The organism is Paenibacillus sp. FSL P2-0121 (assembly GCF_037975345.1).
Taxonomy (GTDB): domain Bacteria; phylum Bacillota; class Bacilli; order Paenibacillales; family Paenibacillaceae; genus Paenibacillus_AQ; species Paenibacillus_AQ odorifer.
This window is the reverse complement of record NZ_CP150245.1, coordinates 3543058-3562351: the sequence shown is the minus strand read 5'-3', so window position 1 is coordinate 3562351 and position 19294 is coordinate 3543058. Positions and strand designations below refer to the sequence as shown.

The window sequence follows — 19294 nt, the reverse complement described above, 5'->3', positions numbered from 1 at the left end:
TTTATAAAAGCGCTTACTGCTCTTTTACGCTTAAAGTCTATCACAGTGGATTTTGCAAAAGTTAGGATGGAATCCTATGAAACGGTTTGCGAAGCTGTTGAAATGTTTGATCCTTACGCTACGTGGCAGTCACTGCGCAGAGTCACCGGGGAATATACTGCGAAATCGTTTGCGATCCTGACAACCTCAGAAATTATACCTCCTCTTTAAGAGGTTTCATGTTTATAATGGCTGTAAGACATATTAGAAACTACTTCGAGGTGAAGCCAATGTTGAAAGCGCTTGTAGTGGATGACGAATATCTGGTCCGCATGGGCATCACCCAGACCATAGACTGGGCAGAATACAACGTCGAGATCATAGGAGAAGCCAGCAATGGCGAGGAAGGATTGGAGCTTGCCCTAGTGCACCGTCCAGATGTGATCATTACCGATATTCGTATGCCGTATATGAACGGTCTTGAGCTCATCGAAAAAATACGGGAACAGGACATGCTCGTAGGGATTGTCGTGCTCAGCGGTTATGACGAATTTCAATATGCGCAGGCTGCTTTGCGTTATGGCGCCTCCACCTATTTGCTAAAGCCCATTAATATAGAAGAACTTGCAAATACAGTTCGAAGCGTCGGGGATGAAATCCTTGGCAAAAAGCAACTCTCCAAGCGGTATTCACAGCTTAATGAGGAATTGGCCTCGATCTCCAAGCAGTTCTGGCAGGATTTGCTGCATGACCAACTGCATGACGAAGAGTTTATTTCAAATAAGATAAAATTACTGGAACTGCAATTGGAACCTGGAAAAGCTATCCTACCGCTGTCCATTACCTTTCCTCCTGATAACGGCCTTCAAGGAAATACTGTAGGCAAAGCGCTGGAGGATGCAGCGGCGACTATTCTGGAAGCGCATTCTTTTGAGCAACTGTGTCTATTCCGGGACAGCCATCTGGAGTGGGTTATGATCCTTCGGACCGGGGAACCAGAGCTGGCCGGAGATTCTGCACGAAAATTGGGCAAACAACTATCTGAATGGAGCCAACAGCACTTCGGCCAGGCCTTAAGCGTCGGCATAGGTAAACCTGCGGGAGAATGGAACGGGATCGTAGATTCATACCGGCAGGCTGTACTTGCTGCGCAGCGTGCCCTTTCTGGCATTGAACGTGTGCTGTATGCTGAAGAAGAGGCTGGGGCTCGGTGCCGGCGTGAAATCAGGGACGCACTCGCTTTTATCCGGGAGCACTATGCCGGAAACATTACCGTTGAGATGGTTGCTGCGGCGGTCTTCGTCAGTCCAACCCATTTGATGCATCTATTCCGTAAAGATCTGAACAAAACCTTTTACGAATGTCTGACGGAATACCGTATCGAGGAGGCCAAACGTATGCTGCGCAATCCGAAGTATCGGGTGTACGAGGTTGGCAATCAGGTCGGCTTCACTGACTCCAAATACTTTAGCCAGATCTTCAAAAAAATGACGGGCATCCCGCCGAGCGAATATGCAAAAACCTATGGGTAAGCGGAGACTAGCCAACCGGATGGATTCCTGGATGAGGCGGTTCAAGATCAAAAGCCGGATTGTTGTTGTTCTGTTAGCAGGACTGTCTCTGCATCTGGTGCTGATGCTCGTTATTTTCAATTTTTATTCCTATACCTACCTGCAAAAGGATCTGTACCGCCATGTCGTTCAGACTCAGCGCCAAATTGGGCTTAGCGTGGAGCTCATGGTCGATGACATTCAAATGTTGTTTCTGCGGTTTCTGGTGAACAGTGATATCTACCAAATCATCAATAATGATTCCCTGCCGTCAGCTGATAAGGAATCGCGAATCGGAGCTATTATCGACGGTATGCTGGCCCAAAACGACCTGGTGGGTAACGTGATTATCAGCACCAACGATAATATGCTTTATTCTTACCAGTCTAAGGAGCAGATGTTGGAGGTGCCTGAAGCCCTGTTCATCAAACGAATTCAGGAGAGCAGCATGCCTGTTGTCGGTGAGATCAAACGGGATGGAGAAGGCAATGCGTATATTCCATTCGGCCAGCAGTTCCGCAATTTCAATACTGGACAAAATATCGGGGTCGTGATCATTTATGTCAGGGAGGCTGCTTTGGCGGACCTGTATTCCTCCAGCTTCACTGGCATCGGCTACTCCTTCCTGACTTCCGACAATCGGATTATTTCTCACCCCGACAAACGGCTCTTGGGCAATTTTTTGGAGGAAAACGCCCCTCTTCGCCCAGGTAAAAAAGAAGGCTATCGTACCTGGTCAGATAACGAAAATTCCTACATCATTGCTACTTATCCTTTGAATCCCCGGTTGGAGACACTTGGGGTCAGCTGGGAATTCACCAGTGTGATTTCCAATCACAAACTGCTCTCGGGAATCGCCAAAGGCAATCAAAATGCGCTTCTGTTCGCCAGCGTTACCTTTATTGTGCTACTGATTTTTTCCTTCTTTCTGGCAGCCAAAATCACCCGTCCACTGCTGAACTTGAAGAAGAAGCTGAGCCTGTTTGGCAAAAAAGATCTGGCCGCTGTTTATGAACAGCGCGGTCAGGTTGATGAGATTTTTCAGCTTGAGAACAGCTACTATCAGATGGTGGAGCGGATCAGCCAATTAATGCTGGAGAAAGATGAGGAGAAAGAAAAGCAACGGAAAGCTGAGCTGACCGCACTTCAATCACAGATCAATCCCCATTTTCTCTACAACACACTGGATGCAATTGCCTGGATTGCCCGACTGAAGAAGCAGCCCGATATAGAACGACTGATTTCTTCATTAGCTACCTTTTTTCGAATCAGCCTGCATAAAGGCGACAAGTTCGTGACCGTGGACGAAGAAATCCGCTTGGTGCAGAGTTTTGTGACAGTTGAGCAAATGAGGTTTCCGGATAAGTTCGAGATTGAATACGAGATTGAGGAATCGCTGCGCAAGGTTCGCATTCTGAAGCTGATTCTTCAGCCTATTGCAGAGAATGCGATCAAACACGGCATCAGCGAGAAACGCGGGATGGGCCGAATCTGGATTAAAGGCGAATTAGTGGCAGATGAGATTCGCTTCACAGTGACTGATGACGGGGTGGGATTTTCCAACGGTGCGACGCTTAGCCAAGCCAAGGAAGATGTGTTGTTTCAGAGCGGGTATGGACTAAGAAATGTGGACGAACGAATTAAACTGGAATATGGTCCTCAATATGGTTTAAGTATCTCCAGCACACCGGGGCAAGGCACCACAGTTACGATCAACTTGAAGAAGGAACTGCCCAATTAGCGAATTTAGTTTATAAATGCGGACATAACAAAGAAATCGATCCTTTTTGAGTGGGTAGGCGGGACTTCTACTTTGCTTAAAAAGACGATTGAGTAGTGGAAAATTAAAGATACTTTCGAGAATTATAGGTGCTTTAGTTGTATTTAATACAGCTAAAGCACCCTTTTTTGCAGCGAGCAGAAGTTTAAGTGTATTTGGTACATCTATACGTTCCAATTCTGTTGGCAGCAACTAACTTTCCGAATTATAAGTGTACTGAATACAACTATATCTTACTTCATCCGTTTATTGCCCACGCTAGATGTATGAAATACACTTCGGTTAGCGATTTTCATGATTCAGACTCCATCTTATCTTAGTCTTTCATTGTTGAATTAATCTTCAGGTACAACTGCTTCAGTGGATTAACTATACTGCCGCTAAGCACTGAGATCAGCAGCCAGAACACTATGAACACTACGATGTTCAGGGCGAGCATTAAATACTTAAACGTTCGCAGCTCTGCATTCATGCCATCTGCTGAGATATAGGTGACAATCCGCTCTGCCGATTCCGGTAGTGGATAGAGCAAAATCAGGCCGTCAGCCGTTTCCCGCTCCAGCAGATCTGCATCACCTCTGCCTGTACTATTTTGATCGATACCCTGTGTCACTGGCTCAGCCAAGGTAGCTTTTTCCGAAGTAACTAGTGCTGCTTTGATCTCCTGCAGTCGCTCCTTCGGGACATCGGCAGCACTCAATAGCTTCCCGTTTCCGGTCAGTAGGTAAACTTCATTTTCCCCGTAGATTGTATTCTCGCCAGATAGGTAGAAGCTGTAAAGCTTGTCAATCTCCACTTCGAGCGAGAGCAGACCGAGGACGTCTCCCATCGAACCCTTAATTTTTACTTCAAGCAACAGACGGTCGCGCAGATCCGAAGGTGCATTCATTAGATGCTCCCGGTTCAGCACCGTCCAGCGCAAAGCCTGCTCTCGGTTATTTAGAAATTGTTCCATCCCTGGTTCTTTTTTGATCTCTGCAAAGGGCAGCAACCCGGAAACATTGCTCGAGGAGTAAGTTCCCCCTGCTTCTCCCCAAATGTAAATGCCGAGAATGTCACTACTGGAAGAACGTATGCCCTCAAGTATCGGAGAGATTGCCCCGTCATATGTTGGTTTTTTCAGCGCATTCTGCACCACCTGGTTGTTGGATATAAGCTTCGAGGTCTCCTCCAGCCAGTTCATGAACAGAAGTGTGTTCTTATGCTGCTGGCCAGTGTACTGAACGGATAGCTGCCGCAGCATGTCAAGGCTTCTATGCTCCATAGTACGGTACAGAATGAAGCTCGAAGCGACAATATAGACAGTAATGAACAACACCAGGACTAGGCGGATATTGCGGCCGAACGATCTGAACATATGACTTCCCCATCCCCCTCCGGTGTATGAATCATGAAAACAAAATCAACTGAAATCAGACTAACAGCTAAGGTGACTAATGTCGATCTCCTTGTAAAAGGAACCCTCATCTGTCTCATGCACTTCATGATTAGGCAGAATTATTGTAATTGCCGATCCAGTTTGCCAGGAAGCTTTCATGTGGAAGATCTCCTGTCCTGTTACTGAACGGATCTCCCATTTGATGTTTATTGGGCCGATACTTGTATTTACGGTTCCGCTGGCCTGCCGCAGTTCTCCATAGTGGGGCTTTATAGTTATTCCCTCTATTCCTTGTTGGACACCCAATATCCCTCTGGTGAACTCAGTGATCGGCAGTGCGCTCCATGCGTGGCAGTCACTTCTGGTGCCGGTTGAATCTATTTCTGGAAGTGTAGTGAGATTAAGCTCCAACTGCTTCAACCACCGTGTCCATAGTCCGAACGAGCGGTCATACATTCCGCATTTCTCTAGCGCGCGGAATAGATAGTAGCTCATCGGCAACGAAAGCTTAGCCAGTGATGTGTCTGTTAACGTTGACTCCAGCAGTGCCGCCCCTTCTACAACATCCACTGTGCCCGCTAAAACCGCCCAGACCTGCGTGTGCTGGCTATGCTGCGTTCCCGCAGTTGCCTCCGGACTGTCGCGGAACAGCAGACTGTTCGTTAGCCGGCAGCAATCCATTACCGCAGCGTTGACCGCCGCTTTGCGTTGACGCAGTTCACCAGCAATCTGTGTCCAACCGCTGGCTGCAAGCAATTCAGCCGCTTGCTCCAGCGCGGCCGCATACATCAGGCTCAGTACGGTTGCGGGTGCATCATCCGTACAATCCGGTGCGCCGAGCGGCCATTCCTCCACCCAATCGAAGTAATTCCAATATTGGCGGGGCGTTCTGTCCACCAGACCCTCCGGAGTCAGATGTTGATCGAACCAGTCCAGCACAGATAACAGCGCTAACCGGTACTGATTCACCAAGGCCATATCCCCGAAGGATCTGTAGTGGTCATGAATCATTCCGATCCAATATAGGGAGAAGGAAGGAATGACCTGCGGCAGCACTGAGGGATAGCGACTTTGCAGCATCCCGTTTGGTAGCTGAGAGGCCTTATAATCTTCCATAGCTCTCCGCGCTAACCGGTCGTCCCCTGATAATAGGTACGTAAACTCCATCATCAGTTTGGTATCCATGGTATACTGCAGCTGTTCATAATACGGAGTATCCTCGTAGGTCTCATGCATGCAGCGCTGAAGTGTTCGTACACTGAGCTCCCATAGTTGGTTATATTGTTCATCGGAGCAGTGAAAGTTTCCTTCCGGCTGCAGTGGATATCCGGTCTCCCTATAGCTAAAGCTGGAAATCGTTAGAGGCTCGACACCAGCCTGCACTTCCAGCCGTACATAGCGGAAGGTACGGAACCAGAACGGTTCGTAGATTTCCATCCGCGCAGAGATGCCGTAACCTGCCGGGTGATAGCTGTCGTAACCGCCTCTTAATACATGTTCCTTCGTATTATCGCGGACAGCTTTGCGGCGAATCTCATCATCCCCCGTTTCTTCTTCATAACACTCAGCGCATAGTAGGGTAATCCGGCTACCTTTGCCTCCAAGAAGTCTAAGCTGCAAATACCCTGTGGTTAGCTCGCCAGCATCCAACTCCAACCAAAAATGTTGCCCTGCTTCTATTGTTATTCCAGCGGAAGGCAGTACTGCGTTGGGTGAAGCGCCGCCATCTCCATTTCGCAGCTCCAGACTATGCCCTTCCTCAAAAAAGGCATGCCCTTCCCCGCTACTGCTACGCATCAGCTTCAGAAAAAATTGCTCCCGCTCATACAACAGCGGAATCGGACGCCGGGCCAGCTGCCAAGGGGTTAATTGGCCATATTCATCCCGCACCGGTTGCACAATTCCGCTAGCAAGCCAGGCACTGTCATCATATTCGGGCAGTGTCCAATCCAGCAGCGCTGCGTCACCCTCCACTTCTTCCAGTCCACCCATCCAGCGTATGATCGGAAACTGCTGGAACTTATAGCTGCGATCCTTAATACTTTTCCATGAGCTATCCGTATTTAGCTCCTGTACTAGCTGCCCTCCTTGTGTAACTGCCGCTTCCACAAGCAGCCCGCCTTTTTGCGAGCGCCAGACGGACAAAGGTCCGTCTTCGCCCAGTTCAAAGGGCGTAGTCCCTGCATAATGAACGACCATAACAGCAAGCACATTTAAACCTGGTTGTAGAACATTGTCCAGACTGAATTCTTCATAATACTGTATATGACCATGTCCTTTACAAGGACCGGCCCATAAACGCTGCCCATTGACGAACAGCCTGTAGCGGCTGTCTGCGGTAATGGCCAAATCCAGGGTGCAGGTCTTTCCGATACCAGCTGGCAGTTCGAACACTCTGCGAAAGTACGCACGCTCGTGCTGCTGTTCCCTATCCGCTGATCCTTGCTCCTCCTGCGGCCAGATCCAGCGTGCTCCCCAGTCTCCCCATTCTTTTGCTGCCATGTTATGCATATCTCCTTTATCTCATTTAAGTAGTTAAGGCAATCTACGCAGAAACGGCATCGCCGCCCTTCAGAAGGACGACGTCGCCGTTGGTCTGCGTTTTATTTAACCTTATCGAGATAATCACGTTGGAATTCTTCGGCAGCCCTATCCAAGATCTGTTGCGGATCTGCGTTCTTGTCCGTCAGTACGGTTTGCAGTACGATATCCAGCTTTTGGTACAATTCCTGTGCGTTGACTGGTTCTTCCGCCCGCATGCCTTTGCTGCCATTGTCCATATAATCACGGAACAAATCCAGATTGACGTTGTTGTATTTGTCGAGAATCTTTTGTTCTTCTCCAATCCGTTTCTCATCAGTCCAAATCCGCAGCCCGTAAGGCCCTACGATCAGCCCTTGATCGCTCAGTGTCTTCTTCTCAATATCCCAACCGGTCAGTGCCTCTTCAGAGGACTCTGGTGTAAATCCGTAGGTTTTTAGCCATTTGAATCCGGCATCAATCTGCTCAGGTGTTACATTAGGCGAGAACATATATAGGCCGCCACCGAGCAGGGTTACAGGTTTCCCGATTGGTCCTACTGGAAGCGCGGACATTGCCACATTGTCCTTGGACATCTTAGTCTGTTGCTGGATGACCGGTGACCAGTCATTCGTGCCGAAGCTCATAGCGACCTGATCGGTTCCGAACAAGCGGAACATATCGTTCGTAACATCGACCAGATTGTTGTCGGGCAGTACATCATATTTCCATTTTAAGTCCTTCACATATTGCAGGGCCGCTGCTGCTTCCGGCGAATTGAACACCGCCTGCCATTTCCCGTCCACTTGTTTTTCAAATTCTGCTCCGTATGCCCAGGCAATGTTCATGAACATCCAACCGCCTTGACCACTTTTTGTAGGCAAGAACATTCCGGCTTTACCGGTCTTTTGTTTAATAATCTGCGCAGTTTCTGCTAGCTCTTCATATGTTTTAGGAAATTTAGGAATCCCCTTGTCGTCCAGCAGTCCAGCCTCCTTGAAAAGATTCATATTGTAGAGCATACCGATGACGTATCCGTCCTTCGGAATCCCATAATACTTGTCGTCCTTGGTAACCATTTTCAGCAGATCTGGATTGATCGCCTTGTCGTAGCCATATTTTTTCATCGTATCCGTTATGTCAGCCGCGTAATTTGCCTTGATGATTTTGCTTGTTTCTGTAAAAAAGGTTTCGTATACCGTCGGAAGCTGGCCGCTGGCCGCTTTTGGCAGGAATGAGCTGACATCATAACCCCATTCATCTTTGTCCACAATAATTTCCGGATAATTGGCTTTCATCTTCGCCATGACCTGCTCATACTGGGCGATTTTGGCTTCCTCATTCGGCTTTGGCCAGTTACTGACCTTGATCGTCACCTGTTGATTGCCCGCTGTCTCCGTCTTTCCTCCGGCATTCTTCTCATTGGAGCCGCCTCCACAGCCAGCCAGTCCGGCAGAAAAAAGCAGCGTAAGTGCCAGTGTAGCTGTCAGGTTCTTGGTGTGTCCTTTTTTCAATGTAATTCCCCCTAGTCTTATTGTTAAAGCATTCTTCGCAACATGTAAAGCGCTTTCTTTTTGAATCTGAAATCATCTTAACATGCACCTTCTGCAGCACCCTACGGGGCAAAACTGTGAAATGGTTTGTGATCGGGTGATGTTACCCTTTAATACTGCCGCCGAAGGATTGCCCGTTCATAATGTACTTTTGGAAAAAAATAAACAGGATAATCGGCGGCAGAATCGCAAAAGTCAACGCAATAAACTGTATGTCCTGCGGCAATGTCGCCTTCAGATTGTAAATAGCCACAATGACCGACCAGGTCGATTTATCCTTCAGCACCATAAAGGGCCAGAAGAAGTCCTGCCAGACACTGTTCATCGTAAGGATTGTAATTGTAGCCATAACTGGTCCGCTGAGCGGGAGAATGACTCGAATAAAAATACCGATTGTGCTCGCTCCGTCAATTTTGGCGGCTTCCAGCAGCGCTTGTGGGATGGTATCGAAAAAGTTTTTGAAGATCAGAATTACCACCGGATTCACAGCAGCCATAAACCACATCGGCCAGTAAGTATTGGTCAGGTTCAAGTGCAACAGCGGAAAATCAATCAGATTCTTAAACAGCGGCACCATGCCCACTGTATTCGGCACCATCATGGTCCACACGATCAGTGCAAACAGCAGGGCACTGCCCCGCGGCTTTAGCTTGGAGAAGAAATATCCGGCCAGTCCGTTAAAAGTAAGGCAGAACAGTACAGAACCTGCGGCCAGATAAGCCGTATTCAGATAATAACTGAGGAAGTTAAACTCCTGCCAGGTCTCCCATAGCTTGCCAACATTGAACGAGCGGGGGATCAGGGTGGGCGGGATTGCATAAAACTCTTTGATGTCCTTCAGACTTGAGACCATAATCCAGACCGGAGGCAAAATACAGACAGCGGCCAGCACAATCATCAGAATGAACATGCACCAATACAGCAGGCGCACCCAAGGTGATCTGTATTCTATATTGCCGATAATGCCATATGCTTCTTTAGTTTTCATAGCTTCTACTCCCTGTTCAATTTCTTATCCAGCCGGAAATAAATAATGGTAAGCACCATCAGGACTAGAAAAGTAATAACCCCGAGCGCCATTGAATGGCCTGCTTCAAAACTCCGGAACGCATAATAATAGCTTTGCAGCATCAAGGTCATTGAGGCATTGTTCGGTCCACCCTCAGTCATTACTAGGGGTTCATTGAAGATCTGGAATACACCGCTGATCTGCAAAATCATCATCAGTCCGATCATGCTAGAGATTTGCGGAATGGTGATACTTTTGAATCTCCGCCATACATTCGCACCGTCAATCGAGGCTGCTTCGTACAGATCATGATTAATACTCTGTAGACTTGCCAGATAAAGCAGCACTGTTCCCCCGAAATTTCGCCAGGTAATCGTGAAGATAATCAGCATTATCGTCATTTGCGGATCCTGAAGCCATTGCTGCACCGGAAATCCCATGGCACTCAGCATAATATTCAGCACGCCACCCTTTCCGGGCTCAAACAAAAACATCCATAACATCGAAGCGGCAATGCCGGGAACCATACTCGGAAAAAAGACCGAAAAGCGAAAAAATGACTTCCCATGTCTCAATTCATTAATCACGACAGCGACAATAATGGGTACGGCAAAACCGATCAGTAGTGACCAGAACACATACACAAAAGAGTTGGTCAATGTCTGTTGAAACGCCGAGTTCTGTATAACGTCCTTGTAATTCTGCAGTCCGGCGAAGCTTACGGCATTATAACCCTCAGTATTGAAAAAAGAGAGCACAATGCCCTTCACGAGCGGCTGCCAGGAAAAAAAGAAAAAGGCAAACAGTGTGGGTACAATTAATATCCAGGATGACCAATCTTTGAATAAACGCCGTACAGGATAACCTTTCTTTTTCTCTGTCATTAAAGGATTTAGTTCACTGGTTTTTCCAATCATGCTCCTGTCCTTCCTTCCTCCCGGAATCAAGCTTTAATCCGGTCAGGCGTTGTATAGTTGTTATACCTAAATGATAGCGCTTCCTACTGAGCGCCGAAATCCGGTAACCCTGCGAAAGCGTTTGTAAAGCTACTTATTTGTTGGCAAAAAAAAAGCAGTGCACGCACCGGAATGGCCGCACACCGCTTATGTTCATGTTATGGTGAATCGTTTAGGCCTCACTTAACCCTGCGCTGATGCAGAGGACGGCCGCTTCCGCCCGAAACGCTTCGCTCGCCGGATTGGGCTGCTCCTCCAAAATACGAAGCACCGACTGAGGCTCTACGCCGGGCTGTGGCACACGGGAGGGAGAAACTACGCTCCACTTCTGCTCACCCTTGAGCCTGTATGACAGCTCATAAAGATAAAAGCCCGCATGTTGTCCGTCAGTGAACTGGCTTACGCCATACTGCCACGAGCAGAGTTCAAGCGGATGCTGTTTGTCCGGCAATACACCGGACGCCAGTGTGATGCGCTCATTTCGAACTACCTGCTGCTTCTGTTCCCAAGCCTGCTGATCTAGGATTCCCAGATCCAGGCGGTATTCCATTCCCGGCTCTCCATAAAGAGTCCAAGCCACAGGGCTACCCACCGCTACGAACTTAGGTGCTTCCAGAAAAACGGGTTGATGAGTTGGGACAAAACGTTCGGTCTGCTCCCACTCTCCCGCAGCCGGACTGCGTCTGCGATAATGCACCGTGCCCGTGAATTCGAGCTCCTGTTCCTGTAGCAGAGCTATTAGACATAGAGTAGCTTGCTCGTAAAGATCCGTGCAGTTGTTATGGCCGAAGCGGTATCCGATCTCATGGCGAAGCGGTATCCCGCGACTCCGAACCAAAGCCGCGAAGGAAAAGCTGAAGCGGCTAAGGGTAAAGGCATCATGCGTGCCATGGTTAATCAGCAGCTTTGTGCCACTCGCTTTAAGACCCTCCAGAAAAAATTCGGATTCCAGTCCGGTCGTTTCCTTTAGACTTGCAGAGTCAATAGTTCCCGTCAGAGTCTGTAGCAGAGTCTCGATTCCCGTGCTGCCGTTCTGTGGATGCTGCCAATCTTTCTTCCAGATTTCCCGGTAACCGGTGTCTACTTCCGCCACATGCCAGATCAGTGGGCACGCTCCTTCGGCAAACTCACGGGTGAGCCCGTTCAGAATCAACGGCGGTGCATAACACAGTGTGTAGCGCACCCGATAGGGTAAGCAAAGCGGATTGCCTCCAGCCAGCAGCGCAGTTAAGCCGCCGCGCGAACCACCTACAGCCACTACCTGCTCTGCATCACCGCCATAACTTTCTTGACCTCTGGTAATTGCCGCCCCAATGCCAGCATAGATGGAGCCTTGCAAGGAACGGCTGCCGATATATCCTCCTCCGTTCCACAGAATGCCGACAACGCCTTTGCCGGTGCTGGCCAGAGTCTTGCCGATGATTTCCAGAAATGAGGGACCTACCGTGCTGAAGGTATTCTCATTGGCATCATAATAACCATTGAACAACAGTGGATATCCCTTAACATTTGCCGCACTCCAGAAGGGCGGCAGAATATAGGAAGCAAGGCTATGCTGGTCATTCTCTATAACTAGCAGACTGCCGCTGATGAGCTGAAATACAGGCGCATTGCTTAAAAGTGCAGCATTGTCTGTGGATGCATTGCGGAAAACCACCGGAAATCCGAAGGTCTTAAGGATGCGGTCGCTCAGGGAAACTGCAACTAGATCATCTACAGCATAGAGACTGTAGCGGTCACCGATATAATGCTCGAATTGCGGAGTTTTAAGATTCTTATTCCCCTCGTTGCCTCCGAAAAGCTGATGATCTTCCGTATTGTATACATAAGGGCTATCTGGGTCGCTATTGTAGAGCCGCGCATGCTCGGAAACAACCTTTTCCCCAGCTTCGTCCATCCGCAATGTCCCTATGCCATCTGTTCCGCCATAACGGAAGCCTCCTTTTCCCTCAGCAACGCTATTATCCCAGTGAGACACTACAGGAAGCATATTGGTCAGCAAAGGACTGACTAATACAAATACCCCCTCCTCTTTCTCGGAGATCTCTTCTGCTGCTTCAGCTTCAACAATGTCTTCATGGAGGGTTGACCAATTCGCTTTCTGATAAGCTACTTCGCCGCCTCGCAAGCAAGCAAGCAGCAGTGGAGCGTTGTGCAGCCTTAAGTAATCAGCCACTGCTCTGCTAACAGGTATAGCTACAGGTGTAGATCCCTCGGCTTGAATAAACCGACTTAGCGGAACATATGCCTCCGGTACAAAACACAATGTTTTACTCACGATTTTTTTCTCCTCCAACCTGTATCATTCTGCTCTGTGCTGTTAGGAACGACATGAATCTAATTTCTGGCAAGCCATCTGTGATCCTATAATTTTCCCCAGACAGGAATCCTCCTGAGAGTTTAGGAGTGCAAGTAACCGTTACTGTTTTGGTCTCACCCGGAAAGAGGGTATGGAACTGCTCATCCGCTTCCATCCAGTAGCGGTCTCCCCTTTCCTCTGCATGTACATGCAGCAAAACTTCACCACCGGTATTTCGGACTGTAAAACGGGCCTGCTGGCTCTTCTCCTGAGGACCCGTCGGCTGCCATAAACTCTCCTGACGCACCTCAAGATTGCCTCCTATAAGTGCAAGCGCGGGAGCATATGGATGCTTTTTATTGGTAGAGAATACATATAAATTCTGCTGTGGTGCTTCATCGCCGTCCTGGTAGGACAATCTGACGAAATATAAAGCATCGTCATGCTCTGGCACGTTGAAATTCAGCACCCCAGCGCCGACAGCCTGATCTTTGTTTCCCTCTGCCTCAAATGATTGCTGATAGATGCACCGTCCGACTGCATCGAAGACTTCCGCGTCGACTTCTACCCTGTGTCCATTTCCTCCATGCACGTATACATCTCCCTGAAATCCGGTGCTTGGTGTAAGCAGTAGACTGCGGTAGTCCAGCGAAACATGTAGCGGACGGAAGGCAGATTTCACCCAATGGTAGGCCATCTTCGTTTCACCGTAATAATCGACAAGGTTAGTGCAGGACACATTCGGCCACGGCTCGTTGAATTGCCAGACAATGCTGCCGCTGTTTCGGAACTTACGGCGGCGGTTAGCCTCCAGCACGAACCGGATTCCTTCCGCCTGTATCCACTGGCTGCAGGCAGAGAACTGCTCCAAATCTGTCATGCTGCCGAACATTTCTTCTTCACGGCTCAGCGTATCCCACCACTCCCCGTGATGTCTCCATATCGCGTTGTTCTCCATAGAAACCGGTCGCCGGTTGGTCTCACTCAGAAATTTCTCCAGACTTTTGAGAGAACTCAGACCGTCCACCCCAAATTCGCTGTGCAGCAGATTATCGTTGCTGCCATATAACTCGTAGTGATAAGGGTTTCCCATATACTTCCAGTAACCGTGCACATCATGCCCCTGACCTTTTGCATCCGTAATATATTCTACCGGGCCGGAAGCTGAGGTCGGTAGGAAGAGTCGCTGCGGATCATACTGTTCTACCAGTTCTTTCAACATCGCCAGATTGGAATCGCTGCTGTCGGAAGGCTTATTTGGCTCACTCATTAATTCATTGCCGCCGCTCCATACCGTTAGCGATACATGATTGCGTTTGTCACAGAGCGCTGTGCAGGCAGTCTTGTGAAGCAGCTCCAAAAACTCCGGCTGCTTCGAAGGGATATTGTCAATACCTGAACTGGACTGAATGAACTCCTGCCAGACCATAATGCCGTTTACATCACATAAGTCGTAAAAAGCCTTTTTCTCAATGATTCCACCGCCCCATACCCGAACGAGATTAATATGAGCTGCTTTCATCAGACGAATCATCAGTTGATATTGTTCAACCGTTACATTCCCGTAGAGATGGTCCAGAGGGGTCATATTTACCCCTTTCATATAGATCTTGCTTCCGTTAATCACCACTGTATATGGTAGGGCGTTGTCTGGACTATCTACATTGTGGATATAATCGAGCTTGCGAATGCCCGTTTGAAAGCTCTGGGTATCCAATTCCGTTCCAGCTTCATCCAGTAGCTTTAGTTCAAGATTGTACAGTGGCTGCTTTCCATAACCGTTTGGGTACCATAGCTCAGGTTCGGGTATTTCCAGCTCCGCGTTCAGAAGCTCTCCAGCTCGAACTGGTCGCGATTGAACCAGCAGCAGATTCCCCTCCGGATCAGTACAGGTGATGCTCGCTGTCAGTGTCCCATCATCTTCAGAGCCAGCCATTCGCTTGATTCCTGCTTGAATGGTGATTCGACCAGACGAGATCTGATTTCTATCGTTCTCGCCAAACTCCGCATCTGTAGTGATCGACACATCATCCCAAGAGCACTGTTGATGTACCCTCAATACCACATCATCCCAGATTCCGACATTGACCAACCGGGTAGAGAAATCCCATTTATAATTAAAACGGCTCTTCTGCGTGAAGGTAGCCGAGGTTTTGCCGATTTGCCCCATTTCATCTGGCGCCTGCTTCAACAGCACTGAAATTTCAAGGCTTTCCCGCCCGGAGAGCAGGTCTGTAACATCAAATACAGCCGGCTCGAACATACCTTTATGTTCACCCAGCAGTAAATGATCAGCGTATACCGAGGCTTCATAGTCCAGTCCCTGAAAGACCAGTTCAACTCTGGCTGCTCTCAGCTCAGGCTGTTTCAAGGTCGTACGGTAAACCCACCAGCGGTTCTCCACCCATTCACAACTCAGGCTATTTAACTCTTGATAAGGGTTGGTAATCCAGCCCTGTCTGAAGAGATCATAGTGAACTCCACCCGGCACAGTGGCAGGCATCCAGTCCGTAACCCCCATCAATTCCTGTCCCAGCTCCATACTGGTGCCCTTTAGCGGAACCCAGGGCCAATACCCTTTGACTTCCCACTTCAAATCGTTCAATAGAATTTCATTCATGTCTTCTCCCGTTCCCCCAAACCCTGCTAAATTTGGCGCTGTTCCTGACGATGAGCGGCTCTGGCGCCATTCGTTAATGCGCTTACAACTTTAGGTGTGTAGCTTCATTACCAATGATAGCATCGGGTTAATGTTTTCAAAGGTCTCCAACCCTGTGAAATCGTTTGTAAAACTGCTCAGTTGCTGATAAACACAAACAACCCCTCTAGGCTGGAGTGAGGGTTATCAGCAATCATCTATAGAGGTGACTTTTTAAGGCTTGTTTTGTTTCGGAGCCTCTGACTCCCGTGCTTTACCAATACGTGTAATACGTCGAACGCGAAAAAAGGAGTTCCCTTCAGCCGCGAAAGGCTGCTTGGTGAACTCCTTTACTTTTTGTTCGATAGAAGTTTTAAGAACTATTGCAACAATGTAGCACCACCTATCGGACATAGATGACGCTAAAAGCAGTATTATTGTACTTTTGGTGGGCTAACGGTCCCCATAGCCACTATCTGTATGAAATACAACTCATATGGACCTCTTTTTAAGCAATAGCGTCACTGGAGTCCGAAATGTTGTTCAAAAGGCTGAAAATTAGCAAATAGTGTCATCTGGGTCCGAAACCCTCAGAGACTCAGATAACGATACACTGTTGAAGCTGGCGGCTACCAATAAACTAAAAGCAGCAAAAAACTAAGAGCAGCGAATCTCTCTTTATTATGAGAAACGCTGCTCTAGAGTTTTTTACGATGAAACCTTCTGTCTTATTCAATAAAAAAGTAGTTTTTAGTATAGCGCCATTGAACTGTGCATCTCTATGAAACTTGAAAAGCAGCTCAGTAATCGCCTGCCTCTGCCTATTGGATCAGCTCTAGTAGCTCCGCAACATTGGCCTTGTACTGTGGTTTGAAATCGTCTGATTTCATATAACCCGCAAGGCTGGATAAGAACTGTCTGCCTTCCGGCGTATCGCTAACCTTAACAGCATCCAATGCGCATATCAGCAGGTTGCCTGCTCTTACACTGCATTCCACTAGGAAACTCAGCTTATGATTGCGTTCAAAATTATCGATAGTCTGCACTACGGGATTCCAGTTGCGGTCAGCTGCATCCATGATGAGCGATTTCGAATTCTCAACAATACTCCACCAAGGATAAGTAGAATATTCCTCGCTCGGGAACTCACGCAGCGCCGGGTGGTTGTTATCAATCAACAGCCCCATAGTACCAATGGGTACTGGCCGGTTCATGCTCTCTGAGATCGAGCGGAACATTGGATAACACCAGAAATCTGTGCAGTAATAACCTTCAACAGCATTTTTGAGAGATTCCGGTTTCGGCATAAGCAGCACATTCTCACCTTGCTCCAGCAATGCAAGTGCATCATCAGATAGCTTGTCGAAGACATGGACACCCTCCAGCATGTTGCCACTCTTCACTGGATAAATCCACAGGTCATAGCTCTTACGGATATCTGTTCCCTGTATGGAGAGGGACAATACGATAGTACTCATCCGGTCAACTACAGGTAGTTTTATTGCCAGATCGAAGATATCGATATAATTCGTTCCTGCAGGTACGTCCACCTCGGTTGAACCTGAGGCGAGTATACCGTTATCCGCGGTAAGCTCCCAATGCAGTTCAAATATACTCGGCATACCACTGCGGAAACAGCTCAGTTCGACATGGGCATCGAACGTTTCACCAGAGACATAGTTATACTTGGGGAATCTTGCCAGCAGAACGGCGTCATTACAAAAAGTTCGCCAGTCCTCAGCACTTATCATTCCTTTGGAATCCATAAAGGCGTCGAGGACACCCACCAGCGCTGTTCCCTGGCCACTGAAATCCTGCAAATCAAGCAATTGGAAGCCCGCAAGCCGCCGGGAGCGGAATGCCGCCTCGAGTTCCTCTTTGTAGCAAGCTACTGCCAGTTGCCCTGAGCATTCGAAATATTTGGCAGCTAAATGACCCAGCCCTTTACTTTCCAGTCGTTCACGGAAAATTATGAAATTCTCAGCTTTGAGCGGACCGTTGTATTTATCGATTTCCTCATAATTAGGATAGGTAGCATACTGTCCGATCTCATGCGAGATTACCGGAATGTGCGGTATCCATTCTGCGGAAGCGTCTCCAGCCTTCACCGTCTTGGCTTCCGTACCATACTGGATCTGGATCTCTCCGCCAGCGGCAGCTTCCATCCCCTCTCCGTTGAAGAGATCCTGAGGGACGATCTGATCGTCATAGTCTTTCATCGTGCCTGGCAGATCGATCTGGACATGACCTAATGGAGCATCACACATCGCATAGGAGCCTCTGAACAGCCGATCTCTGGAGAAGCGCACGCCGCTGAAGAAATCGTCATGTCCCAGAATTTCTGGCACCCATTGGTGGTTATTGGACCCCTGTGTATAGAGAATCCGGTTATCAAATGCTTTATAGTCCTTTAGGAAGGAATCAATCTTAGCTTTGCTGCCCCATAGCTCGTTGCCAAGCGACATCATCACGAAGGAGGGGTGATTGCCAAAAGCCTGGAGAATGGCATAGCCTTCGCTAATCAGATAGTCCTGCTCCGCCTGATTATGGCCCTCATCGGTTTCTTCTGTGATTGTTCCCCAGAAGGGAAGCTCTGGTTGCATGTAGATACCGAGCATATCCGCTGCGGTGAAAGCAGCTTCCGGCGGACAGCAGGTATGAAAGCGATAATGATTGATGCCGTAAGACTTGGAGATGCCCAGGATTCTTACCCATTCCTCGACGTCAGTCGGGGCATAACCGGTAAGCGGGAAGATCAGGCCGTCATGTTTGCCGCGGAGGAAGGTTTTTTCTCCGTTGATTGTAAACTTATCGCCCTCTGCCCGGAATTCCTTCAATCCAAAAACGAGCTCCTGTCGGTCCGTTATATATCCATCGCTGTCTTTCAAAACAAGGTTTATGTTATAAAGATTGGGAGCGCCTTCACTCCAGAGCAGCGCGTCTTGACCTAGCTCATAGTTGAAGGAAAAACTACCCGGTGAGACTGGGTACTCCCGCTCGTCCACAGCATGTGTATTGTCGCTGTTGAAGCTCTGAGCAGACACTGTAAGTATAGATTCATTCCTGCTGTCCAAGGTTGCCGTGATTCGGACTGAGCGGGCTGAGAGATCCGGATCGAGCCGGATACCGCTGAGCCGTGACTCACCATAGAACTGAAGCTCCATACGTCCGGTAATCCCGTTCCAGTTGGTCTGGGTATCCTGCGACGTTAAATGTCCACCTTTGGTTGGGTAACCAGTATTGTCCACGCGGATGGTGAGCGTATGATTCCCAGGTTGAAGCTGCGGCAACTCATATATATGTGGGGTATTTAGACTGTTACGGCTGCCTATTTCCTGATTGTCCAGCCATAGAGTCGTCAGTCTCGTGCGTTCCAAAAATAGGAAGCAGACTTTGCCGGCTAGTTCTTCCGGAATGACGACCTCTTTTGAATACCAGACTTGCCCTTCAAACAAATACTCATCCGTTAATGCGCTTACTAAAACATCCTCGTTCTTCGGACCTTTGCGTGCGTAGGACGTTGTTCCGGGCAGTGTGATAACATCTGTAAAAGGCAATGCCAGCAGTCCTTGTTTTCCCTCATCCAATTGCAACTTCCATTCGCCTTCCAGGCTGATCTTTGTCTGCAAAAT

General features: G+C 48.5%; 11 protein-coding genes. 3 read left to right on the top strand and 8 right to left on the bottom strand.

The window, feature by feature from the left end:
* The first annotated feature begins 66 nt into the window (after nt 1–66).
* From MKY54_RS15815 to MKY54_RS15805, 3 genes are read left to right on the top strand one after another with little or no spacing between them, the layout of a single operon-like run.
* Nucleotides 67–210 (top strand): hypothetical protein, encoded by a 144-nt coding sequence (locus tag MKY54_RS15815; RefSeq protein ID WP_179088436.1) that lies wholly within the window; start codon nt 67–69, stop codon nt 208–210.
* A gap of 17 nt (nt 211–227) precedes the next feature.
* Nucleotides 228–1511 (top strand): response regulator, encoded by a 1284-nt coding sequence (locus tag MKY54_RS15810; protein ID WP_076218693.1) that lies wholly within the window; start codon nt 228–230, stop codon nt 1509–1511.
* Nucleotides 1492–3270, top strand: a complete 1779-nt coding sequence (locus MKY54_RS15805; protein WP_081392434.1) for a sensor histidine kinase — start codon at nt 1492–1494, stop codon at nt 3268–3270. The genes MKY54_RS15810 and MKY54_RS15805 overlap by 20 nt, the downstream gene beginning before the upstream one ends.
* 355 nt (nt 3271–3625) lie before the next feature.
* On the opposite strand, the gene MKY54_RS15800 is transcribed toward MKY54_RS15805, so the two are convergent.
* The 8 genes from MKY54_RS15800 to MKY54_RS15765 all read right to left on the bottom strand — a co-directional run bounded on the left by MKY54_RS15800 (nt 3626) and on the right by MKY54_RS15765 (nt 19291).
* Nucleotides 3626–4666 carry a hypothetical protein gene (locus tag MKY54_RS15800; protein WP_076144076.1) on the bottom strand — a complete coding sequence of 347 codons (1041 nt, stop codon included), beginning with the start codon at nt 4664–4666 and terminating at the stop codon, nt 3626–3628.
* Nucleotides 4667–4726: 60 nt separating this feature from the next.
* Nucleotides 4727–7189: a family 78 glycoside hydrolase catalytic domain gene (locus tag MKY54_RS15795; protein WP_076280601.1), complete on the bottom strand. Its 2463-nt coding sequence runs from the start codon at nt 7187–7189 to the stop codon at nt 4727–4729.
* 101 nt (nt 7190–7290) lie between these two features.
* Nucleotides 7291–8721: an extracellular solute-binding protein gene (locus MKY54_RS15790; RefSeq protein WP_081383668.1), complete on the bottom strand. Its 1431-nt coding sequence runs from the start codon at nt 8719–8721 to the stop codon at nt 7291–7293.
* Nucleotides 8722–8863: 142 nt separating this feature from the next.
* On the bottom strand, nt 8864–9748 hold the full coding sequence (locus tag MKY54_RS15785) for a carbohydrate ABC transporter permease (RefSeq protein WP_051490964.1): 885 nt from the start codon (nt 9746–9748) through the stop codon (nt 8864–8866).
* Nucleotides 9749–9753: 5 nt separating this feature from the next.
* Complete coding sequence (locus MKY54_RS15780; protein ID WP_197740348.1) at nt 9754–10686, bottom strand: sugar ABC transporter permease; 933 nt, start codon at nt 10684–10686, stop codon at nt 9754–9756.
* 211 nt (nt 10687–10897) lie between these two features.
* Nucleotides 10898–13003 carry a hypothetical protein gene (locus MKY54_RS15775; RefSeq protein ID WP_339187003.1) on the bottom strand — a complete coding sequence of 702 codons (2106 nt, stop codon included), beginning with the start codon at nt 13001–13003 and terminating at the stop codon, nt 10898–10900.
* On the bottom strand, nt 12996–15644 hold the full coding sequence (locus MKY54_RS15770; protein ID WP_076280603.1) for a glycoside hydrolase family 2 TIM barrel-domain containing protein: 2649 nt from the start codon (nt 15642–15644) through the stop codon (nt 12996–12998). Before MKY54_RS15770 ends, MKY54_RS15775 begins: the two co-directional genes overlap by 8 nt.
* A gap of 839 nt (nt 15645–16483) precedes the next feature.
* Complete coding sequence (locus tag MKY54_RS15765; RefSeq protein WP_339187001.1) at nt 16484–19291, bottom strand: glycoside hydrolase family 2 TIM barrel-domain containing protein; 2808 nt, start codon at nt 19289–19291, stop codon at nt 16484–16486.
* Between the last annotated feature and the right edge of the window lie 3 nt (nt 19292–19294).